A 21,100-nucleotide genomic window follows, 5' to 3' on the forward strand; every position below is an offset into this window, starting at 1 on the left:
GCCGCGGCGCTCGCGGCCCGCCCGGGCGGGGCCCTGTCGGCCACCAAGCGGCTGATGCGCGACGGCGAGGCGATCTGGGCCCACATGCAGTCGGAGGGCGCCGTCTTCGGCGAACGACTGATGAGCGCCGAGGCGCGCGAGGCGTTTACTGCGTTCGCCGAACGTCGCGCGCCCGACTTTTCCAAGGTCTAAATCCTCACCGGCGCAAAGCTTGGCTTTTCTTTTTCCAGAATCCTGCTTTTAGTCGCGCGCAGAGCGTGTGGGGCGCTCCTGCAACTGATGTTATCCTGGGGGAATACCTTGAAATCCGTCGTTCGTATCGCCGTGGCCGTCGCGGCCGCCGCCAGCCTGTCCGCCTGCGCCACCGTCACGCGCGGCACCAACACCGCCTGGGAAGTCCAGACCGATCCGGTCGGCGCGCAGGTGACCACCTCGCACGGCCACCAGTGCCCGTCGACGCCGTGCGCCATCAAGATGCCGCGCAAGTCGGAGTTCACGGCCACCATCACCAAGGACGGCTATGAAACCGCGACCGTGGTCGTGACCAACAAGATCGCCGGCGGCGGCGCGGCCGGCATGGCCGGCAACGTGCTGGTCGGCGGCGTCATCGGCGCCGGCGTGGACGTCGCCTCGGGCGCCATGCTCGACCTGACCCCGAACCCGGCCATCGTGAAGCTGGAGCCGAAGAAGACCGTGGCCGCCGCCCCGGTCGCCGCTCCGGCCCCGACCGCGGAAGCCGCTCCGGCTCCGGCGGCCCAGCCGGGCGCCTGATCTCAAGGATCGGCCCTGACAAGAAGCGCCGCCCGGGAAACCGGGCGGCGTTTTTCGTTTCCGGGCGCCGTCCCGGCCGCCTCCGGGTGCGCTGACAAAGCCTTTGACGGCGAGGCTCGCCGTTCGTATGTGCGCGACTTCGTCGAGGCGCGCGATGATCGAAAAGCGGCGGCGCTTTGAGAGTGTTCGATCATGAGTATGCCGGCCGCGGCGCCCGTCGCCTTCTCCCTTGTCCTCGAGACCGCCGCCGACGCCGCGCGCGTCGACGCGCTGGTGGCCGACGCCTTCGGCCCGGGCCGGTTCGCCAAGACCGCCGAGCGCCTGCGCGAGGGCAATGCGCCGGTCGCCTCGCTCAGCTTTGTCGCCCACGCGGACGGGGAGGCGATCGCCACCGTGCGCCTGTGGCCGGTGCGGATCGGCGAGACGCCGGTGGTGTTCCTGGGCCCCATCGCGGTCGAGCGCGCCTGGCGCAGCGAAGGCGTCGGCGCGGCCCTGGTCGAGGCCTGCTGCGCGGCCGCCCGCGCCGAGGGCTGGCGGGCGGTGCTGCTGGTCGGCGACGAGCCGTACTTCGGGCGCTTCGGCTTCGTGCGCGCGCCGGACGTGCGTCTGCCCGGCCCGGTGGATCAGCGCCGCGTGCTGGTGCTGGACTTCGACGCTGAAGCCGCGTCGCTGGCGGGGCCGGTTTCCAAGGGCTGAGCCAGGTTTGGAGCGCGATCGCCGCCGAAACCGGCGTCCACTTTCGGCTATCGCGCTCTAAAGGCGCGCGGTCAGCGTGCCGACCACTTCTTCGGCGGTGATCCCGTGCCGGCGCGCCGCGTCGGTCAGCACCAGGCGATGCTTCAGCACCGGCAGGGCCAGCGCCTTGACGTCGGCCATGGACGGGCTGACCCGGCCCTCGACCAGGGCGCGGGCGCGCGCCAGGCGCATCAGGGCCTGACCGGCGCGAGGGCCGGGACCCCATTCGACCGCCTCGGTGACGACCGGCGGCGCGGCCGGATCGTCGGGGCGGGCGCGGCGCACCAGCTCCAGGATGGATTCCACGATCTTCTGACCGACGGGCAGGTCCGCCGACAGCTTCTGCGCCTCGAACAGGCGGTCGGGGCTGAGCGCGGGCGTCACGTCGGTCTCGTCGCGGCCGCCGGTCTCCAGCAGCACGCGGCGTTCTTCCTCGCGGTCGGGGTAGGTCATGTCGACCTGCACCATGAACCGGTCGACCTGGCTCTCGGACAGCGGATGCGGGCCGGGGCCCTGCGCGCCGCGGGTGGCGAACACGTGGAACGGGCCGGTGATGTTGTGGCGCAGGCCGCCCACCGTCGCGCGGCGCTCGTGCATGGCCTCGAACAGCACGGCCTGGACAGCCGGGGCGGCGCGGTCGATCTCGTCGGCCAGCAGCAGGTGGGTGAACAGCGGGCCGGCGGCCCAGCGCGACTTCGGACCCAGCGCGCGCTCCTCGACCACCTCGCGGCCGACCAGGTCGTCGACGCCCAGGGCGGGATGGAACTCCATGCGCCCGGAGCTGAGCCCCAGGGCGCGGCCCAAAGCTTTGATCAGGCGGGTCTTGGCCATGCCCGGCGCGCCGACCACCAGCGCGTGGCCTTCGGCGACGACGGTCGCCAGGGCGAGTTCGATGGCGCCGTCCTGACCGAACACGACGCCGCGCAACGCCTTGCGCGCGGCCTCGAGCCCCTGGCTCGCCCGTTCGAAGGCGGCGATCTTGTCGTCAGGCGCTTCCCTCGCCGGGTGCATGCGCTTACCTCAAACGAACTCTAGCGAATGTAGCAGAACAAGCTTCACGGGAAGCGCTTGTGACCGAGCGGGTGGAAAAATCCGATAAACGTGGCCTCGGCGCCTTAGTCGAGGCTGCGCGCGCGACGGGGGAAAAACGCGGCCTGCCGCCGGTCCACCTGTGGAATCCGGCCCACTGCGGCGACATCGACATCGTCATCCGCCGCGACGGGACCTGGCTGCACGAGGGCGCGCCGATCGGCCGGCCCGAGCTGGTGCGCCTGTTCTCCACCGTGCTGCGCAAGGATCCCGACGGCTTCCACCTCGTCACCCCGGTCGAGAAGCTGAAGATCTCCGTCGAGGACAGCCCGTTCCGGGCCGTGCGGGTCGACCGCCGCGACGGCGCCCTGGTGTTCACCACCGACGTCGGCGACGAGGTCGAGGCCGGCCCCGACGACCCGCTCCGCGTCGAGACCGATCCGGTGACCGGCGAGCCCGCGCCCTACGTCCACGTGCGCCGCGGGCTGGAGGCGCGCATCGAGCGGCCGGTCTTCTACGAGCTGGTCGAGATGGCCGAGGAGCGCCAGACCTCCGAGGGGCCGCAGCTGGGCGTGACCTCGCACGGCCGGTTCTTCCCGCTCGCGCCGCCCGGAGCGCACCGATGACCCCGGCCGAGGTGCGCGCCAAACTCCTGGAGCGGCTCGACCCGCTGGACGGCTGGGACCCGGCCATGGTCGCCGACCGGTCCGACTTCGACCTGAACCCGGAGCTCAGGGGCGAGCGCAAGCGGCTGCTGCGCGACGCCGCCGTCCTGGTGCCGCTGGTCGAGCGGCCCGACGGTCTGCAGGTGATCCTCACCCGCCGGTCCGACACCCTGTCCAGCCACACCGGCCAGATCGCCTTTCCGGGCGGCCGGCTCGATCCCGGCGAGGGCCCGGTCGAGGCGGCTCTGCGCGAGGCGGAGGAGGAGATCGGCCTGGACCGCGGCTTCGTCGAGCCGGTCGGCCTGTCCGCCCGCTACGAGACGGTGACCGGCTATATCGTCACCCCGGTGGTCGCCTTCGTGCGCCCGGGCTTCGAACTTAAGCCCAATCCGGCCGAGGTCGCCGACGTGTTCGAGACGCCGCTGGCCTTCCTGATGGATCCGGCCAACCACCAGCGCCAGTTCTACGAGGCGGGGGAGGGGCGCCGGCGCTACTTCTACGCCATGCCCTGGGGCGAGCGGTTCATCTGGGGCGCCACCGCCGGCATGCTGCGCGCGCTCTACGACCGGCTCTATAGCGACGAGGGCGGGTTGATCTCCGCGCCGGAAACGCGAACCTCGGCCTCGTGACTCGGATCGAACCCCAGCCCTGGATGACGGCGCCGGAAACGCGCGCGGTGCTGGACGCCCTGGAGGCGGCCGGCGGGCCCGACTGCGCCCGCTTCGTCGGCGGCTGCGTGCGCAACACCCTGATGGGCCGCGGGGCCGACGACGTCGACATCGCCACCGTCCTGACCCCGCAGCAGGTGATCGCCGCGCTGCAGCGCGCGGGCTTGCGCGCCGTGCCGACCGGCGTGGAGCACGGCACGGTCACCGCCATCGCCGACCACCACCCGTTCGAGATCACCACCCTGCGTCGCGACGTGGAGACCGACGGCCGCCGCGCTGTGGTCGCCTTCTCCACCGACTGGGCCGAGGACGCGGCCCGGCGCGACTTCCGCCTGAACGCGCTTTACGCCGACCGCGAGGGACGGCTGCACGACTACGCCGGCGGCGGGGTCGAGGACGCCCTGGCCGGCCGCATCGTCTTCGTCGGCGACGCCGAGACCCGCATCCGCGAGGACTATCTGCGCATCCTGCGCTTCTTCCGCTTCTTCGCCTGGTACGGCCGTGGCGAGCCCGACGCCGTGGGCCTGGCCGCCTGCGCGGCCTTGGCCAAGGGCATCGACACCCTGTCGGCCGAGCGGATCTCCAAGGAGCTCTTGAAGCTGCTGTCCGCGCCCGACCCGCGCACGGCCGTGCGGCTGATGGTCGAGACAGGCGTCTGGACCGCGGCCGTGCCGGTCGAGGCCAATCTGGCCCGCTTCGAGGCCATGGTGTCGATCGACCCCGATCCGGAGCTGCGCCTGTCGGCCCTGCTGCCGGACGATCCGGAGCTGGACGCTTCGCTGGCCGAGAACCTGCGGATGTCCAACGCCCAGCGAGACCGGCTGGTCGCGGCCCTGCCGTCGGGCCCGGCGGTGAACCTCGACATGTCCGAACCCGCCGCGCGCGCGGCGATCTACCGGCTGGGGACGCGCACCTTCACCGACCGGGTGAAGCGCGCCTGGGCCGAAAGCCCGCAAGACTCTCGCCCGGCGCAGGCCCTGCTGGACCTCGCCGCGAGCTGGAATGCGCCCAGGTTTCCGTTAGGCGGCGCCGACGCCAAGGCCGCCGGCGTGCCGCACGGCCCGGCCGTGGGCCGGCTGCTGCGCCAGACCGAGGACTGGTGGGTCGAGCACGACTTCCCCGAAGACGGCGCGCGTGAACGCCTTGAGGCCCTGGCCCGCGAGGCGGCGGCGTGAGCGTGGCGGTCGGCTATTCCGGCAAGTCGGTGATCGCCAAGCTGGGCCTGAAGCCCGGCCAGGCGATGGGCGTCATCGATCCGCCGCCGCACTGGCGCGACCTGGCCGAGCCGCTGCCCGAGGGCGCGCGCGCGGCGGAAGGCGGCCACGACCTCGCCATGGTTTGGCTGTTCGTTCGCAACCGGACCGCGCTCGAAGCGCGGATCCAGCCGGCGCTGGCGGCCCTGGCCTCAGGCGGCGCGCTCTGGATCTCGTGGCCCAAGAAGAGCTCCAAGCTGTTCGTGGACCTGACCGAGGACGGGCTGCGCGAGGTGGTGTTGCCGACCGGCTGGGTGGACGTGAAGGTCTGCGCGGTGGACGCGGACTGGTCGGGGCTCAAGTTCCTGAGGCGCAAGACGTGAAGATCGGCATTCTGGAGACCGGCACGCCGCCGGAACCGTTGGGCGACACCTACGGCGACTACCCGGCCATGCTGCGCCGGCTGCTGGGCGAGGACGCCTACGCCTGGAAGACCTATGCGGCCGCCGACGGGGTCTATCCGGACCGGATCGACGCCTACGACGCCTATCTGGTCACCGGCTCGCCGGCCGGGGTCTACGACGGCGATCCCTGGATCGCCCGGCTGATGGATTTCCTGAACGAGGCCAAGGGCAAGGCTGCGCTGGTCGGCGTCTGCTTCGGCCACCAGGTCATGGCCGAGGCGTTCGGCGGGCGGGTGGTGAAGTCCGACAAGGGCTGGGGCGTGGGCCTGCACCGCTACGACGTCCACGCCCGCGAGCGCTGGATGGACGACGCCAGGACCATCGCCATTCCGGTCTCGCACCAGGACCAGGTCGTGGAGCTGCCGCCGGCCTCGCGGGTGATCGCGTCCAGCGACTTCGCGCCCATGGCCATGCTGGCCTACGACGACCAGCCGGCCATCTCCATGCAGTTCCACCCGGAGTTCGAGCCGGCCTACGCGACGGCGCTCGTCGAAAAGCGCCGCGGCACCCGCCTGACCCACGAGGAGGCCGACCGCGCGGTCGAGAGCCTCAAGGCGCCCGACGACCGCGCGCGGGTGGGGGCGTGGATCAGAGGGTTCTTGGCGGGGCGGTGAGCAAGATCTCCCCCCGAGCGTCAGCGCTGGGGGGAGCAGGCGGCGCAAGCCGCCGTGGGGGGCTCCAGCGGAGTGAGCGGCGTCCGTCGCGCCGACCGGTCGCTGAGGCTGAGAGCGCGCGCTCCGCTGGAGCCCCCCATCGCCGACCTCTGGTCGGCTCCTCCCCCCAGAGGGGGGAGATCTATTTCCTCACGGCCACTTCACCTCGGGCGGCATGGAGCTCAGGATCGAGTCGACGTTGCCGCCGGTCTTCAGGCCGAACAGGGTGCCGCGGTCGTAGAGCAGGTTGAACTCGACGTAGCGGCCGCGGCGGATCAGCTGTTCCTCGCGCTCGGCGTCGGTCCAGGCCTCGTTCATGCGGCCGCGCACGATCTGCGGATAGGCCGCCAGGAAGGCTTCGCCGACGTCACGGGTGAAGGCGAAGTCGCGTTCCCAGTCCCCGCTGTCGTGGTGGTCGTAGAAGATGCCGCCCACGCCGCGCGGCTCGTTGCGGTGCGGCAGGAAGAAGTACTCGTCGCACCACTTCTTGAAGCGCGGATACCACTCCGGGTCGTAGCGGTCGCACGCGCCCTTCAGGGCGTAGTGGAAGGCCTGGGCGTCGGGGGCTTCCTGGTCGCGCTGGTACGCCAGCAGCGGGGTCAGATCGGCGCCGCCGCCGAACCAGCTCCGCGAGGTGGTGATGAAGCGGGTGTTCATGTGCACCGCCGGCACGCGCGGCGAGCGCATGTGCGCGATCAGGCTGACGCCGGTGGCGAAGAAGCGCGGGTCCTCGTCGGCGCCGGGAATGGTCTTGGCGAACTCCGGCGAGAAGGTCCCGTGCACGGTGGAGACGTGCACGCCGACCTTCTCGAACAGGCGACCGTGCATCATCGACATGACGCCGCCGCCGCCGCCCTCGCGCACCCACGGCGTGCGCTCGAACCGGCCGGCGGTCTCGCCGTAGAGGTGGGCGGGGGCCTCGTCCTCCAGGCGCTCGAACTCGGCGCAGATGCGGTCGCGCAGGGTCTCGAACCAGGCGCGAGCCTTGAATTTACGGTCTTCCAGAACGGCGGGATCGGTCATGGGGGCTCAATAGCGGGGCCTGAGACCGCGAGCCACCCCGTGACGATACGTAGTCGACAGGGCGGGCTTGCGGCGCAATCCGGCGCCCGGCATTCGGGGGGGGCGGCAGGAGGACGGCATGGACGAACACGAAGCGCTCGGACTGGCGAGCCACCGTCACTACAAGGGCGGGCTCTATCGGTTCCTCTTCGAGGCGCGCCATTCGGAGACCGAGGAGACCATGGTGGTCTACGAACACCTGTGGCCGCACGCCCGCGCGCCCTGGGTGCGGCCGGCCGAGCTGTTCTACGGCCGCCTGCCCGACGGTCGTCTGCGGTTTCAGCCGCTGGGCGGCGAGGAGGCCTAGATCCTCCCCCGAGCGAAGCGGTGGGGGAGGGGGACCGCGAAGCGGTGGAGGGGGCTCCAGCTTGACGCGACGGGGCGATTGCAGCGGATGCCTCGCACTCCGCTGGAGCCCCCCACGGCGGCTTTCAGCCGCCTGCTCCCCCCAGCGCTTCGCTCGGGGGGAGATCTACGGGTAGCCGTCCACCTGCCTTAAGGCCTCGCCGAGCGCCAGCGCCGCGGCGGTGACCACGTTCAACGAGCGGGTTTCGGGGCGGATCGGGATGAACAGGCGCGCGTCGGCGGCCGCGTGCACCTCGTCGGGGACGCCCGCGCTCTCGCGGCCGAACAGCAGAATGTCCGACCGGCGGTACTCGAATCGGTGAAACGGCTCGGCCGCCCGGGTGGTGAACAGCAGCAGTCGTCCCTCGGGCCGCGCCGCCCGGTAGGACTCCCAGGAATCCCAACGCTTCGCGTCGGCCGCGCCGCCGTAGTCCATGGCCGCCCGCTTCAGCGCGCGGTCGCCCAGCGGGAAGCCGCAGGGCTCGATCACGTCGAGGGGGACGCCCAGGCAAGCGCTCAGCCTGATCGCGGCCCCCAAGTTTTGCGGAATGTCAGGTTGAAAAAGCGCGAGACGCATTCTAAGGCCATGCCCAACGCGCGATCCGGGGGTTCGTCCGCGCGCCGTCCGGCTTGGTTAAAGCGCCCGGCGGTGTACGGCCGCAAGGGCTGACCCAAGGATCGGGCTCGAGAACTTTGTTAGTGACTGGGCCGCCTGAGCGCGGCTCGAGCTCGAAAGGGTGATCAAGTGGCCGAAACGGTCGTGAACCCCAACCCGGAGGGGCAGGAGCCCACCCGGCGGGACTTCATCCACATCGCCGCCGGCGCGGCGGCGGTCGGCGGCGCGGCGATGTTCGCCTGGCCGCTGATCGACCAGATGAACCCCGCGGCCGACACGCTCGCCCTGGCGTCGATCGAATTTGATCTGACCAAGGTCACCGAGGGCCAGCAGGTCACCATCAAGTGGCGCGGCAAGCCGGTGTTCGTGCGTTACCGCACCCCGGCGGAAATCGAAGCCGCCCGCAAGACGCCGATGGCCGACCTGAAGGATCCTCAGAAGGACGAGGATCGGGTGAAGGCGGGCCACGAGCAGTTCCTGATCCTGGTCGGCACCTGCACCCACCTGGGCTGCGTTCCGACCTTCGGCGCCGGCGAGTACGGCGGCTGGTTCTGCCCCTGCCACGGCTCGGTCTATGACACCTCGGGCCGCATCCGTAAGGGGCCGGCTCCGAAGAACCTCGCGGTTCCCGACTACGCCTATCTGACCGACACCCGCGTCAAGATCGGCTAAGGCGCACCATCATGAGCGAACACGAATCCACTTACGTGCCCAAGACGGGCTTCGAGCGCTGGCTCGACACCCGCTTGCCGATCATCCGCTTCGCGGCTGACTACGCCACGATCCCGACCCCGAAGAACCTGAACTACTGGTGGACCTTCGGCGGCATCCTGGCCCTGTGCCTGGTGATCCAGATCGTCACCGGCATCGTGCTGGTCATGCACTACACGCCGAACGCCGACCTGGCGTTCGCCAGCGTCGAGCACATCATGCGCGACGTCCGTCACGGCTGGATGATCCGTTACATCCACTCGAACGGCGCCTCGATGTTCTTCCTGGCCGTGTACATCCACATGCTCCGCGGCCTGTACTACGGCTCGTACAAAGCCCCGCGCGAGATGATCTGGATCCTCGGCGTGGTGCTGTTCCTGCTGATGATGGCCACCGCCTTCCTGGGCTACGTGCTGCCCTGGGGTCAGATGTCCTTCCACGGCGCCGTCGTGATCACCAACCTGATCGGCTCGATCCCGATCGTGGGTGAATCGATCACCACCTGGCTGTGGGGCGGCTTCGCGGTCGACAACCCGACGCTGAACCGCTTCTTCTCGCTGCACTACCTGCTGCCGTTCGTGATCGCCGGCGTCGTGGTGCTGCACCTGTGGGCGCTGCACGCCGCGGGCCAGAACAACCCGGTCGGGATCCTGATCCCGCAGGAGCAGCGTTCGCGCGACACCGTTCCGTTCCACCCGTACTACACGGTGAAGGACGGCTTCGCGATCATCCTGTTCCTGATGCTGTTCGCGGTGTTCGTGTTCTTCAACCCGAACGCTCTGGGCCACGCCGACAACTACATCCCGGCCAACCCGCTGGTCACCCCGGCCCACATCGTGCCCGAATGGTACCTGCTGCCGTTCTACGCCATGCTGCGCGCCGTGCCGGACAAGTTCCTGGGCGTGCTGGTGATGTTCGGCTCGATCGGCCTGCTGTTCGTGCTGCCGTGGCTGGACACGTCGAAGGTGCGCTCCATGCGCTACCGCCCGGCGATGCGCTGGTTCTTCTTCATCTTCGTGCTGGTGGCCTTCATGCTGGGCTGGTGCGGTGCGAAGGCCCCGACCGATCAGCTGATCCCGGGCATCGAGACGTTCCAGCTCTTCGACGGCGACCTGAACTCGTACCTGTGGCTGTCGCGTCTGCTGACGCTCTACTACTTCGCGTTCTTCCTGATCATCATGCCGTGGGTGGGCCTGCGCGAGACCCCGCTGCCGGTGCCGGAGTCGATCTCCAGCCCGGTGCTGTCTGGCCACGGTTCCGTCCCGACCGGCGCGGTCGCCGACGCCGAAAAGAAGGGTTGAGCTCGATGAAGCTCTCTGTCGTTAAAACCCTCGCTTCCGGCGTGGCCGCTCTCGCCCTCGTGGGCGCGGCGGCTCCGGCCCTCGCCTCGGGCGGCGCGGAACACCCGAAGGAAGTGCCCTTCAGCTTCGAAGGCCCGCTCGGCAAGTTCGACCAGGCCCAGCTGCAGCGCGGCTACAAGGTCTATCGGGAGGTCTGCTCGGCCTGCCACTCGATGAACCTGATGTCGTTCCGCAACCTGGGTCAGGAAACCGGTCCGTTCTGGGATCCGAAGTTCAAGCACAACCCGAACGACAACCCGTACGTGAAGGCGATCGCCGCCGAGTACGAAGTCGACGACATCGACTCCGAGACCGGCGAGCCGATCAAGCGCAAGGCCACCCCGGCCGACCGCTTCCCGTCGCCGTATCCGAACGCCACGGCGGCCGCGGCCGCCAACGGCGGCGCGGCGCCGCCGGACCTGTCGGTCATGGCCAAGGCCCGTCACGGCGGGGCGCGCTACATCTACTCGATCCTGACCGGCTACGTTAATCCGCCGGCCGGTCTGCACGTCGGTAACAACCAGCACTACAACCCGTACTTCCCGGGCGACCTGACCTCGGCCTGGCACGGCGACCACAAGCACACCCCCAAGGGTGGCTTCATCGCCATGCCGCAGCCGCTGACGGCCGGCCAGGTGACCTTCGACGACGGCACCAAGTCGACGCTCGAGCAGCAGGCCAAGGACGTCTCGGCGTTCATCGCCTGGGCCTCGGACCCGAAGGCGACCGAGCGCAAGCAGACCGGCGTGGCCGTCATGATCTTCCTGGCGCTGTTCGCCGGGCTGACCTACGCCTCCTACCGTCGGATCTGGCGCGGCATCGCCCACTGACGTCTGGTAGAGCTTTGCTCTAGGAATGAGCCCGCCGGCCCCGCGCCGGCGGGCTTTTTCTTTGTCCGGAGGGACCATGGCCGATCGAGGCGGGGAGTGGGTGCTGGGCGTCCTGGGCGGCTCCGGCGTCTACGAGATCGACGGGCTGGAGAAGCGCGAGTGGCGCCGGGTGGACACCCCCTGGGGCCTGCCGTCCGACGACCTGCTGTTCGGCGAGATCGAGGGCGTGAAGGTGGTCTTCCTGCCCCGCCACGGCCGCGGCCACCGGCTGACGCCGTCCGGCGTCAACGGGCGCGCCAACATCGACGCCCTGAAGCGGGCCGGCGCGACCGACGTGCTGTCGCTGTCGGCGGTGGGCTCGTTGAGGGAGGACCTCCCGCCCGGGACCTTCGTGATCGTCGACCAGTACGTCGACCGCACCTTCGCCCGGACCAAGAGCTTTTTCGACGAGGGCCTGGTCGCCCACGTCTCGGTGGCCGATCCGGTGTGCGCGCGCCTGGCGGGCCTGGCCGCCACCGCCGCCCGCGCGGCCGGCGCGCCGGTCGTGGAGGGCGGGACCTATCTGGCCATGGAGGGCCCGCAGTTCTCCACCCGGGCCGAAAGCGAGCTCTACCGGTCCTGGGGCTGCTCGGTGATCGGCATGACCAACATGCCCGAGGCCAAACTGGCCCGCGAAGCGGAGCTGCCCTACGCCTCGGTCTGCATGGTCACCGACTACGACTGCTGGCACGCCGAGCACGGGCCGGTCGAGGTCAGCCACGTCATCGAGGTGCTGCTGGCCAACGCCGCCAAGGCCCGTGACCTGGTCGGCCGGCTGGCCAGGGGCCTGAAGGGCCCGCGCACGGCGGTCCCGGCCGACACCGCGCTCGAGCACGCCATCATCACCCCGCCGCACGCCCGCGACCCGGAGCTGGCGCGCAAGCTAGACGTGGTGGCCGGGCGGGTGTTGAGCCGCAGTTAAGTCCTCTCCTAGACCCTTTGCCGGCAGATTCCTGGGCGAGACGGGCGATGCTCAAAATTTCGATTGCCGTGGTGGCGATGGCGATGAGTTTTGCGACCGGGGCCGAGGCCTGCCGCATCCGGTCGCCGTATGCGTTCTACTATTTCCATCACGAAGCGCCGGACTGGGCCGCCGCTGATTCAATCGCCGTGCGGGCCCGGATCGCCAGCTACGAACTGAAGCCGACATCCGGCTTCATCAACGGCCGCTGCTACGACTGCACCCTTGTGGCGGAGTTCGTCCCGGATCCCGACGTGCCCCAGATCGAGCAACTCCGCATCGAAGTCGGGGAGGTTTGGTCGTCTTGCGACGCACAGACGCCGGCCGTGGGAGACGAGGGTTTGCTTGTCGGTCGCCTGGAGCGCGACGAGCGCGGACGTGCCTGGCTCGTTCCAGCGCGGCGGCGACCAGACCCCGGTTGAACAACGTGACCCCTCTCGCCTGCGCGCGTGGAGAGGGGGTAGGAAGCGATACATGAACCTGCGCGACGCCATCCGCACCATCCCGGACTATCCCAAGCCCGGGATCATGTTCCGCGACATCACCACCCTGCTGGGCCATCCGCGCGCCTTCCGCCAGGCGGTGGACGCCCTGGTGCAGCCGTTCGCGGGGCAGAAGATCGCCAAGGTGGCCGGCATCGAGGCGCGCGGCTTCATCCTGGGCGGGGCGGTGGCGCACCAGCTCTCGGCCGGCTTCGTGCCGCTGCGCAAGAAGGGCAAGCTGCCCCACCAGACCATCCAGGTGGAGTACGCGCTGGAATACGGCGTCGACGCCATGGAGATGCACCAGGACGCGGTGCGGGCGGGCGAAGAGGTCATGCTGGTCGACGACCTGATCGCCACCGGCGGCACGGCCGAGGCGGCGATCAAGCTGCTGCGCCAGGCCGGGGCCCATGTCGCCGCCGCCTGCTTCGTGGTCGATCTGCCGGAATTGGGCGGGGCTGAGCGCATCCGCGCCATGGGCGTGCCGGTTTCCACCCTGGTGGCCTTCGAAGGGCACTGAGCCGCCTTCAGAGGCGCGCATGACCGTCTTCGAGCGGGCGCCCGCTCCCCGCGCGATCTTCGTCACCGGGCTGTGCGGCCTGGCCGGCGCGCTGCTGCTGTTCGCCGGCGATATGCTGTTCTTCGGCCGCTTCGGCGGCGGGGCGCAGGCCGTGCTGGCCGAGACCACCGCCCGGGCGTCGGCGACCCGGCTGATCCTCGGCGGCGCCGTCGCCCCGTTCGCCGGCCTCGGCTACCTGATCGGGTGCGCGCACCTGTTCTGGCGCATGGCTCCGGCGCCGGCCTGGGCGCGGGTCGCGGTCAGCCTCGGCGCGGCCCTGCTGTTTATCGCCGGCGCCTGCATTCACGCGGCCTGGGGCGCCTACGCCCTGGCGATCCGCGCGGCCGCCGCCGACCCCGCCCTGGCGCCGTTGAGGGACGCGATCGGCGGCTATACCGACGTGCTGTTCGCCATCGCCTACACCGCCGGCTATCCGGCCGCGATCGCATTGTTCGTCCTGGTGGCGGCCGGCCGGACTTCGTGGCCGCGCTGGACGGCGCTGTTCAACCCGGTGCTGGTCATGCCGCTGCTGGAGACCGCAGTCTGGGTCCCGGCGCCGCTGGGCGCGGTCCTGGTCGGCGGCGGCTTCAATCTGGCCATGAGCGTGTTCTTCGCCGTCTCGATCGCCACCTGCCGCCGGCCGCGCGCCTGACGGGGCCGTAACGAAACCGACATGGTTTCGCCCCGATCGCGGCCGGTTTCCGCCTCCAGGGTGCGGCACAAGCGTCGCCATGACGACCCTGACCCCGCTCGACCGCCTGTTCGTCGCCTTCAGCGCGCTGGCCCTGATCTGCGCCGCCCTGCAGGCGTGAGCCGCCGCCACGGCGATTATTACGGAGCCTGAGCTCGCCTCGACGGTGGCGCCGTCGCGGGCGATAGTTCACGCCCGTCGTCGCCGAGGTCCGCCCATGAAGCGTCTCGCCCTGGCCGCCCTCCTGCTGGCCCTGGCTGCGCCGCCGGCCTTCGCCGCCGACACGCCGGTCGACCCGGCCGCCATCTCCGCCCACGTGAAGATCCTGGCCGACGACAGCTTCGAGGGCAGGGGCGTCGGCACCGAGGGCGAGAAGAAGACCATCGCCTACGTCTCTCAGCAGTTCGCCAGGGCCGGCTTCCAGCCCGGCGGGCCGGACGGCGCGTGGGTGCAGCCGGTGACCCTGCGCCGCTTCGAGGTGAGCAATCCGACCGCCCGCCTGCAGGTCGGCGGCTGGTCGCAGGCCCTGACCCAGGGCGAGCAGATCGTCATGTCGACCCGTCGGCCGGCCCAGCGCGTCGACATCAGGAACGCGCCCCTGGTGTTCGTCGGCTACGGCGTCAGCGCGCCCGAGCGCGGCTGGGACGACTACAAGGGCCAGGACCTGAAGGGGAAGATCGCCGTCGTCCTGGTCAACGACGCCGACTTCGAGGACCCGGCGCTGAACACCTTTGGCGGCAAGGCCATGACCTATTACGGCCGCTGGACCTACAAGTACGAGGAGGCCGCCCGTCGCGGGGCCGAGGGCGTGCTGATCGTCCACGAGACCAGGCCCGCCTCCTACGGCTGGAACACGGTCAAGAACAGCTGGTCGGGACCGCAGTTCGACATTGTGCGCAAGGATCCGGACAAGGAGCGCATCCCGCTCGAAGCCTGGCTGCAGCGCGACACGGCGGTTGAGCTGTTCAAGCGCGCCGGCCTGGATTTCGAGGCGGAGAAGTACAGGGCCCGCTCGCGCGACTTCCGGCCCGTGGTGCTGAAGGACGCCAGCCTGTCGGCGGCCTTCGACGTGGCGACCTCGACCATCCAGAGCAACAACGTCATCGGCCTGCTGCCCGGCGCGAAACGGCCGGGCGAGTACGTGCTGTACACCGCCCACTGGGACCACCTGGGCGTGGGCGCGCCGGACGCCAACGGCGACGCCATCTTCAACGGCGCGGTCGACAACGCCACCGGCACGGCCGCCCTGATCGAGCTGGCCCGCCTGTTCGCCTCGGGCCCGCGCCCGGAGCGCTCGATCGTGCTGATCGCCTTCACCGCCGAGGAGAGCGGCCTGCTGGGCTCGGAGTACTACGCGTCGAACCCGGTCTATCCGCTGGCCATGACGGTCGCGGGCTTCAACATGGACGCCCTGAACGTGGCCGGTCGTACGCGCGACATCGGCGTGGTCGGGTCGGGCGAGACCGACCTGGAGGACGACCTGGCGCGCGTGGCCAAGACCCAGAACCGCGTGGTGGTGCCGGACTCGACGCCGGAGGCTGGCGGCTTCTTCCGCTCCGACCACTTCCCCCTGGCCAAGCGCGGCGTGCCGATGCTGTACGCCGGCGGCGGCGACGACTTCATCGACGACCCGGCCAAGTCCAAGGCCATGGTCGATGACTACGGGCGCAACCGCTACCACCAGGCCGACGACGAATGGAGCCCCGACTGGGACCTGCGCGGGGCGGCCGAGGACGTCAGCTTGCTCTACCTGATCGGCCTGGACCTCGCGAACTCGCCCCGCTGGCCGCAGTGGCGGGCGGACGCGGCGTTCAAGGCGGCGAGGGACGCCACGGCGGCGGAGCGGAGGTAGGCGCCCTCAGTCCGTCGCCAGGATTTCCGGCAGGCCACGCTCGACCGGGGCGCGGCCGAACACCGGGTGGTAGTACCAGCTGAGGAACCGCTCCTCCGCCTCGGCCAGGGACACCGGCGCGAAGCCTTCTTCCTCGGCGTAGTCGATGCGGCCGCAGCAGGCGGTCTTCCACCACACGCCGACCTTCTGGCCGGCGGCGGCCTGGACCAGGGCGGCCCGGTCGCTCCAGGCGTCGCCGCACAGCGCCTCGCCGCCGTCGCAGGCCTCCATCAGCTTCAGCGCATGGGCCCAGCAGTCCCAGACGCTGGTCGCCGCCGCGCCGACCTTCAGGGCGGCGCCGCGCGGCTCCAGCCAGGCCACGTACACGCCCGGCGCGCCGCGGGCGGCGGCGTCGACGGCGACGTCGAGCAGGCGCCCCGTCGGGGTGACGGAGAATTCGATGCCCTTGCGGAAACCGAAGGCGCTCGGATGTTTCAGCGGATTCAACGGATAACCCCCTTCAGCCCGAAGGGGTGAACTGCGGCGCGCGCGCGCAGGTTCCCGCGTTCCGGAGAACCACCTCGACCGCTGGGCGTCCACCTGTATAGTCCGCCGCCAGATGATGTCATTCGTCGGGGTAGGAAACCAATGAAGCGTATCTCCGTCGCCGTGGCGGCCGTCCTTATGGCCTCCACCGCCACCGTCGCGCTGGCCGCCAGCCAGCCGCAGATCGACGCCGCCAAGCTCGCCGAGCACGTGAAGGTGCTGTCGTCGGACGAGTTCGAAGGCCGCGGCCCGGCGACCCCGGGCGAAGAGAAGTCCATCGCCTACATCGCCAAGCAGTTCGAAGCCGCCGGCCTGCAGCCGGGCGGCCCGAACGGCTCCTGGTTCCAGGACGTGACCCTGCTGCGCACCCAGAAGGCCGGTCCGGTGACCGCCTCGGTGAAGGCCGGCGCCGGCTGGAACCGTGACCTGGCCTACGGCACCGAGATCGTGCTGGGCACCCAGCAGCCGGTCGACCATGTCACCCTGAAGGACGCGCCGCTGGTCTTCGTCGGCTACGGCGTGCACGCGCCGGAGCGCGGCTGGGACGACTATGCGGGCCTGGACATGCACGGCAAGGTCGCCGTCGTCCTGGTCAACGACCCCGACTTCGAAGCGGACCTCGGCGGTCTGTTCGGCGGCAAGGCCATGACCTACTACGGCCGCTGGACCTACAAGTTCGAAGAAGCCGCCCGCCAGGGCGCCGCGGGCGTGATCATCGTCCACGAGACCAAGCCGGCCTCCTACGGCTGGGCCACCGTCCAGGGCTCCTGGTCGGCCCCGCAGTTCGACATCGTCCGCGCCGACCCGATGAAGGAGCGCGCGCCGGTGCAGGGCTGGATCCAGCGTGACCGCGCCGTCGAGCTGTTCCAGCAGGCCGGCCTCGACTTCGAGCAGCTGCGCGCCGCCGCCCACACCAAGGGCTTCAAGGCCGTGCCGATGAACGCCTCGTTCTCGACCGACTTCGCCGTGCAGGCCGACAAGACCGTCACGCACAACGTGATCGCCCGCCTGCCGGGCAAGAAGCGTCCGAGCGAGACCATCATCTACGGCGCGCACTGGGATCACCTGGGCCGCGGCGTGGCCGACGCCAACGGCGACGACATCTACAACGGCGCGCTGGACAACGCGTCCGGCACCGCCGGCCTGATCGAGCTGGGCCGCGTGTTCGCCGCCGGCCCGCGTCCGGACCGTTCGATCGTGTTCATCGCCTACACGGCCGAAGAGAAGGGCCTGCTGGGCTCGGAATTCTACGCCGCTAACCCGGTGTACCCGCTGGAGACCACCGTCGCCGGCTTCAACATGGACGGCCTGCCGACCAACGGCCCGACCAAGGACGTCGAAGTCGTCGGCTTCGGCCAGTCGGACCTGCAGGACGACCTGCAGCGCGTCGCCGCCAAGCAGAAGCGCGTGATCGTGGCGGAATCCTCGCCGGAAGCCGGCCACTACTACCGTTCGGACCACTTCCCGTTCGCCAAGCGCGGCGTGCCGATGCTCTACGCCGGCTCGGGCGAGGACCTGGTCAACGGCGGCGTCGAAGCCGGCAAGAAGGCCTCGGAGGAGTACAACACCAAGCGCTACCACCAGCCGGACGACGAGTTTAACCCGAACTGGGACTGGAGCGGCGCGGTGCAGGATCTGGACATGCTGCGCCAGATCGGCCTGGGCCTGGCCAACTCCGAGCGCTGGTCGCAGTGGAAGACCGGCTCCGAGTTCAAGCCGATCCGCGACAAGTCGGACGCCGCGCGCAAGAAGTAAGCGACGGCTGAAGCCTGAAAACGGAAACGCCCGCCTCGAAAGAGGCGGGCGTTTTTCGTTTGGCCCTCGGCGGCGGTTCAGAACTCCACGACGGCCGGCTGGCTCATCGGCTTGATCACCTCGACCACGGCGTGGCGCCGGTCGGAGCCCGGCTTCAGCAGCAGTTCGCCGCCGAACAGCTTCAGGTGCGCGGTGCCGTCCGCCTCGCGCTTGACGCTGTGGTTGCCCAGCGAGGCGGAGCCGCCCTCGAACTGCACGCTGACGAAGACGTCAGCATCAGTCTTGTCCCATTCGGTGAAGGTGAAGACGAGGTCCATCGGCGCGCCGAAGTCGACCGGTTGGCGATCGATCTGCGGCCGTTTCTGAACGCCCGGAGCGTGCTGGTCGAAGGCGATGTAGGTGACGAACAGGCTGGCCCAGGTCTCGATCCAGACCGAGCCCCATATGCAGACGCCGGTCCAATGGGGCTCACCCTTGCGGTTGACGGCCCGTTCCGGCGCGCACCAGAGGACCTGTGCAGGCGCGCCGTAACCGCCGGACATGGGCACGCCGAACATCTTGGAGCCGGCCGGCAGGATCTTCGGCTCCGAAAACCGCCGCAGGGAGACAGCGTCCTCTTTCAGTACGCCAGTGATGCCGTGGCGCACGGGCATGACCACCAGCCGCGCGCCCCGTGTGATCGGACCGACCGAGACCGCCTCCGGAGGGCCGGCCGGGACCAGGGCCTCCATCAGCTCCGGCGGAACGGGCGCCTTCGGGTCGGCCATGGGCGCGGGCGCTTCCTGAGCGGCGGCGGCGCTCGCCGCCAGCAAGGCCGCGGCGATCACGATGGTACGCACTGACATTTCAGTCCCCCCAGACTGCGAGCGTCGCGACAATCAGGGAGAACGGCCACGCTTTGCAACTGTCGGTAACCGCAAAGCAAAACGGCCGCCCGTGGGGGCGGCCGTCGCACGAACCGATTTGGTGTCGGCTCAGACGTTGAAGCGGAAGTGCATCACGTCGCCGTCCTTGACGACGTATTCCTTGCCTTCCGAGCGCATCTTGCCGTTTTCCTTCGCGCCGTTCTCGCCCTTGAACTGGACGTAGTCCGGATAGGCGATGGTCTCGGCGCGGATGAAGCCCTTCTCGAAGTCGGTGTGGATCACGCCGGCCGCCTGCGGGGCGGTGTCGCCCACGTGGATGGTCCAGGCGCGCGCCTCCTTCGGACCCACGGTGAAGTAGGTCTGCAGGCCCAGCAGGGCGTAGGCCTCGTGGATCAGGCGGTTCAGGCCCGGCTCTTCCAGGCCCAGGGTCTCGAGGAACTCGACGCGCTCGGCTTCGTCCAGCTGGGCGATCTCGCTCTCGATCTTGGCCGAGATGACCACGGCCTTGGCGTTGTCGCGGGCGGCGCGCTCGGCGATCACGGCCGAGTACTTGTTGCCGTCCGAGGCCGAGCCTTCGTCGACGTTGGAGACGTACAGGGCCGGCTGGGCGGTCAGCAGCTGCAGCATGCGCCACGCCTTGTCGTCTTCCTTCGACACCTTGGCGGCGCGAGCCGGGCGGCCTTCACGCAGCTGGTCCAGCGCCAGGTTCACCAGGCGAAGCGTGTTGGCGCTCTCCTTGTCGGAGCCGGCCTTGGCGCGCTTCTCCAGGTTGGGGACGCGCTTTTCCAGGCTCTCGAGGTCGGCCAGCATCAGCTCGGTCTCGATGATCTCCAGGTCGGACAGCGGATCGACCCGGCCCTCGACGTGGGTGATGTCGTCGTCCTCGAAGCAGCGCGTGACGAAGGCCACGGCGTCGCAGTCGCGGATGTTGGCCAGGAACTGGTTGCCCAGGCCTTCGCCCTTCGAGGCGCCGCGGACCAGGCCGGCGACGTCGACGAAGTTGATGCGGGCCGGGATGATCTCCTTGGAGCCGGCGATCGCCGCCAGCTTCTCCAGCCGCGGCTCCGGCACGGCCACGTCGCCCACGTTCGGCTCGATGGTGCAGAACGGATAGTTGGCGGCCTGGGCGGCGGCGGTCTGGGTCAGGGCGTTGAACAGGGTCGACTTGCCCACGTTGGGCAGGCCGACGATCGCGACTTTGAGGGCCATGAACGTCTCGGGATGCGTGCGGCCGTCAGAGGAAGCCGCGGATGTCGGCGCGCTATATGGCCGTTTCCGCCTTCCGGGGCAACGCGACGGTTCGCACGTCCGGGGCGCGGCACTTGGAAAGAACGGCAACTGCGTTAGATATCGTTTCGAGTTTGCAGTTGGAGGCGTCGACAATGGCTGAACGCGCGGTGCTGAAGGTGGTCAAGGGCATGGCCGCGTCCGACGGGGCGGGCGTGCGCCTGACCCGCATCCTGGGCACGCCCGAGGCCCAGATGTTCGATCCGTTCCTGATGCTGGACTACTTCGACACCGCCGAGGCGTCGGACTATGTCGGCGGCTTTCCCGACCACCCGCACCGCGGCTTCGAGACCGTCACCTACATGCTCGAAGGGCGCATGCGCCACGCCGACAACCAGGGCAATGCGGGCGTGATCGAGACCGGCGGCATCCAGTGGATGCGCGCGGGCAAGGGCCTGGTCCACTCCGAAATGCCGGAGCAGGCCGAAGGGCGCATGAGCGGCTTCCAGCTGTGGGTGAACCTGCCGCGCGAGCTGAAGATGAGTGCGCCGGCCTACCAGGAGTTCGACGCAGGCCTGATCCCGGTCGAGACGCGCGACGGCGGCGCCGCGGTGAAGGTTGTGGCCGGCCGCACGGCGCAGGGCACGGCGGGGCCGGTGTCGGGCGGGGCGGTGGACGCCCTCTACTTCGACGTGACCCTGCCACAGGGCGCGGCGTTCGAAGAGCCGGTCCCCGCCGACCGCTCCGCCATGCTGGTGGTGTTCGACGGCGCGGTCAGCGTCGGCGGCCAGACCGTCTCGGCGCTCGGCGCCGCCTTCCTGGGCGAGGGCGACACCATCAAGGCGGAGAGCGTCGGCGACTGGCCGGCCCGCTTCCTGGTGCTGGCCGGCCGTCCGATCCGCGAACCGGTGGCCTGGGGCGGCCCGTTCGTCATGAACACCCGCGAAGAAGTGCAGCAGGCGTTCGAGGACTTCCGGGCCGGCCGGTTCTAATCCTCCCCCCTTGGGGGAGGGGGACCACCCGAAGGGTGGTGGAGGGGGCTCGCCCTGGCGCGACGGAAG

24 protein-coding genes and 1 pseudogene are annotated in these 21,100 nt (G+C 70.0%); 19 read left to right on the forward strand and 6 right to left on the reverse strand.

What is annotated here, in order from left to right; translation table 11 throughout:
- The 3 genes and pseudogenes from G3573_RS10310 to G3573_RS10320 all read left to right on the forward strand — a co-directional run.
- A pseudogene (locus tag G3573_RS10310) lies at window positions 1–192 on the forward strand (enoyl-CoA hydratase); the annotation flags it as partial.
- A gap of 108 nt (window positions 193–300) precedes the next feature.
- Window positions 301–771: a translation initiation factor 2 gene (locus G3573_RS10315; protein ID WP_205598183.1), complete on the forward strand. Its 471-nt coding sequence runs from the start codon at window positions 301–303 to the stop codon at window positions 769–771.
- A 192-nt stretch (window positions 772–963) separates the two neighbouring features.
- Complete coding sequence (locus G3573_RS10320; protein ID WP_163261005.1) at window positions 964–1,467, forward strand: N-acetyltransferase; 504 nt, start codon at window positions 964–966, stop codon at window positions 1,465–1,467.
- Window positions 1,468–1,524: 57 nt separating this feature from the next.
- On the opposite strand, the gene G3573_RS10325 is transcribed toward G3573_RS10320, so the two are convergent.
- Window positions 1,525–2,517: a MoxR family ATPase gene (locus tag G3573_RS10325; RefSeq protein WP_163261006.1), complete on the reverse strand. Its 993-nt coding sequence runs from the start codon at window positions 2,515–2,517 to the stop codon at window positions 1,525–1,527.
- A 59-nt stretch (window positions 2,518–2,576) separates the two neighbouring features.
- On the opposite strand from G3573_RS10325, the gene G3573_RS10330 reads away from it, so the two are divergent.
- Genes G3573_RS10330 through G3573_RS10350 form a run of 5 tightly spaced genes read left to right on the forward strand, consistent with a single transcriptional unit; the run spans window position 2,577 to window position 6,139 of the window.
- Window positions 2,577–3,161, forward strand: a complete 585-nt coding sequence (locus tag G3573_RS10330; protein ID WP_346427367.1) for a DUF1285 domain-containing protein — start codon at window positions 2,577–2,579, stop codon at window positions 3,159–3,161.
- Window positions 3,158–3,829 carry a CoA pyrophosphatase gene (locus G3573_RS10335; RefSeq protein ID WP_163261007.1) on the forward strand — a complete coding sequence of 224 codons (672 nt, stop codon included), beginning with the start codon at window positions 3,158–3,160 and terminating at the stop codon, window positions 3,827–3,829. Before G3573_RS10330 ends, G3573_RS10335 begins: the two co-directional genes overlap by 4 nt.
- Window positions 3,830–3,852: 23 nt before the next feature.
- The gene (locus G3573_RS10340; RefSeq protein WP_163261027.1) at window positions 3,853–5,043 is read left to right on the forward strand and encodes a CCA tRNA nucleotidyltransferase; all 1,191 of its coding nucleotides are present in this window, start codon (window positions 3,853–3,855) and stop codon (window positions 5,041–5,043) included.
- Complete coding sequence (locus G3573_RS10345) at window positions 5,040–5,444, forward strand: DUF3052 domain-containing protein (RefSeq protein WP_163261008.1); 405 nt, start codon at window positions 5,040–5,042, stop codon at window positions 5,442–5,444. The genes G3573_RS10340 and G3573_RS10345 overlap by 4 nt, the downstream gene beginning before the upstream one ends.
- Complete coding sequence (locus G3573_RS10350) at window positions 5,441–6,139, forward strand: type 1 glutamine amidotransferase (protein WP_163261009.1); 699 nt, start codon at window positions 5,441–5,443, stop codon at window positions 6,137–6,139. Before G3573_RS10345 ends, G3573_RS10350 begins: the two co-directional genes overlap by 4 nt.
- Window positions 6,140–6,328: 189 nt before the next feature.
- Here the strand turns inward: G3573_RS10350 and hemF are convergent, their stop codons facing one another.
- The gene (gene hemF / locus G3573_RS10355; RefSeq protein WP_163261010.1) at window positions 6,329–7,201 is read right to left on the reverse strand and encodes an oxygen-dependent coproporphyrinogen oxidase; all 873 of its coding nucleotides are present in this window, start codon (window positions 7,199–7,201) and stop codon (window positions 6,329–6,331) included.
- Between the two features lie 118 nt (window positions 7,202–7,319).
- Here hemF and G3573_RS10360 point away from each other — a divergent pair, with 118 nt between their 5' ends.
- Window positions 7,320–7,547, forward strand: a complete 228-nt coding sequence (locus G3573_RS10360; RefSeq protein ID WP_163261011.1) for a DUF1653 domain-containing protein — start codon at window positions 7,320–7,322, stop codon at window positions 7,545–7,547.
- Window positions 7,548–7,712: 165 nt separating this feature from the next.
- Here the strand turns inward: G3573_RS10360 and G3573_RS10365 are convergent, their stop codons facing one another.
- A complete protein-coding gene (locus G3573_RS10365; protein WP_163261012.1) occupies window positions 7,713–8,162 on the reverse strand; it encodes a tRNA (cytidine(34)-2'-O)-methyltransferase in 450 nt (149 codons plus the stop codon).
- A 168-nt stretch (window positions 8,163–8,330) separates the two neighbouring features.
- Between G3573_RS10365 and petA the strand changes: the two genes are divergently transcribed.
- The 8 genes from petA (at window position 8,331) to G3573_RS10405 (ending at window position 15,666) form a co-directional block, all read left to right on the forward strand.
- Window positions 8,331–8,873 (forward strand): ubiquinol-cytochrome c reductase iron-sulfur subunit, encoded by a 543-nt coding sequence (gene petA / locus G3573_RS10370; RefSeq protein WP_163261013.1) that lies wholly within the window; start codon window positions 8,331–8,333, stop codon window positions 8,871–8,873.
- A gap of 11 nt (window positions 8,874–8,884) precedes the next feature.
- On the forward strand, window positions 8,885–10,213 hold the full coding sequence (locus G3573_RS10375) for a cytochrome b/b6 (RefSeq protein ID WP_163261014.1): 1,329 nt from the start codon (window positions 8,885–8,887) through the stop codon (window positions 10,211–10,213).
- A 5-nt stretch (window positions 10,214–10,218) separates the two neighbouring features.
- A complete protein-coding gene (locus G3573_RS10380) occupies window positions 10,219–11,082 on the forward strand; it encodes a cytochrome c1 (RefSeq protein ID WP_163261015.1) in 864 nt (287 codons plus the stop codon).
- Between the two features lie 76 nt (window positions 11,083–11,158).
- Window positions 11,159–12,043: an S-methyl-5'-thioadenosine phosphorylase gene (locus G3573_RS10385; protein WP_163261016.1), complete on the forward strand. Its 885-nt coding sequence runs from the start codon at window positions 11,159–11,161 to the stop codon at window positions 12,041–12,043.
- A 47-nt stretch (window positions 12,044–12,090) separates the two neighbouring features.
- Window positions 12,091–12,504 (forward strand): hypothetical protein, encoded by a 414-nt coding sequence (locus G3573_RS10390; RefSeq protein ID WP_163261017.1) that lies wholly within the window; start codon window positions 12,091–12,093, stop codon window positions 12,502–12,504.
- Window positions 12,505–12,556: 52 nt separating this feature from the next.
- Window positions 12,557–13,084, forward strand: a complete 528-nt coding sequence (locus G3573_RS10395; RefSeq protein ID WP_163261018.1) for an adenine phosphoribosyltransferase — start codon at window positions 12,557–12,559, stop codon at window positions 13,082–13,084.
- Between the two features lie 19 nt (window positions 13,085–13,103).
- Window positions 13,104–13,775 carry a DUF6796 family protein gene (locus tag G3573_RS10400; RefSeq protein ID WP_163261019.1) on the forward strand — a complete coding sequence of 224 codons (672 nt, stop codon included), beginning with the start codon at window positions 13,104–13,106 and terminating at the stop codon, window positions 13,773–13,775.
- Window positions 13,776–14,031: 256 nt separating this feature from the next.
- Window positions 14,032–15,666, forward strand: coding sequence for a M28 family metallopeptidase (locus tag G3573_RS10405; protein WP_163261020.1), 1,635 nt, complete (start codon window positions 14,032–14,034; stop codon window positions 15,664–15,666).
- Window positions 15,667–15,672: 6 nt separating this feature from the next.
- Here G3573_RS10405 and G3573_RS10410 read toward each other — a convergent pair whose 3' ends face one another.
- Complete coding sequence (locus G3573_RS10410) at window positions 15,673–16,152, reverse strand: hypothetical protein (protein ID WP_163261021.1); 480 nt, start codon at window positions 16,150–16,152, stop codon at window positions 15,673–15,675.
- A 141-nt stretch (window positions 16,153–16,293) separates the two neighbouring features.
- Between G3573_RS10410 and G3573_RS10415 the strand changes: the two genes are divergently transcribed.
- Window positions 16,294–17,946: a M28 family metallopeptidase gene (locus G3573_RS10415; protein ID WP_163261022.1), complete on the forward strand. Its 1,653-nt coding sequence runs from the start codon at window positions 16,294–16,296 to the stop codon at window positions 17,944–17,946.
- A 77-nt stretch (window positions 17,947–18,023) separates the two neighbouring features.
- On the opposite strand, the gene G3573_RS10420 is transcribed toward G3573_RS10415, so the two are convergent.
- Entirely contained in the window at window positions 18,024–18,791 is a 768-nt protein-coding gene (locus G3573_RS10420) for a hypothetical protein (protein WP_163261023.1), read from the reverse strand.
- A gap of 129 nt (window positions 18,792–18,920) precedes the next feature.
- Window positions 18,921–20,021, reverse strand: coding sequence for a redox-regulated ATPase YchF (gene ychF, locus G3573_RS10425; protein WP_163261024.1), 1,101 nt, complete (start codon window positions 20,019–20,021; stop codon window positions 18,921–18,923).
- Between the two features lie 173 nt (window positions 20,022–20,194).
- On the opposite strand from ychF, the gene G3573_RS10430 reads away from it, so the two are divergent.
- Window positions 20,195–21,031 (forward strand): pirin family protein, encoded by an 837-nt coding sequence (locus G3573_RS10430; RefSeq protein WP_163261025.1) that lies wholly within the window; start codon window positions 20,195–20,197, stop codon window positions 21,029–21,031.
- Window positions 21,032–21,100: the final 69 nt, after the last annotated feature.

Source organism: Caulobacter sp. 17J65-9 (assembly GCF_010975005.1).
Taxonomy (GTDB): Bacteria; Pseudomonadota; Alphaproteobacteria; order Caulobacterales; family Caulobacteraceae; genus 17J80-11.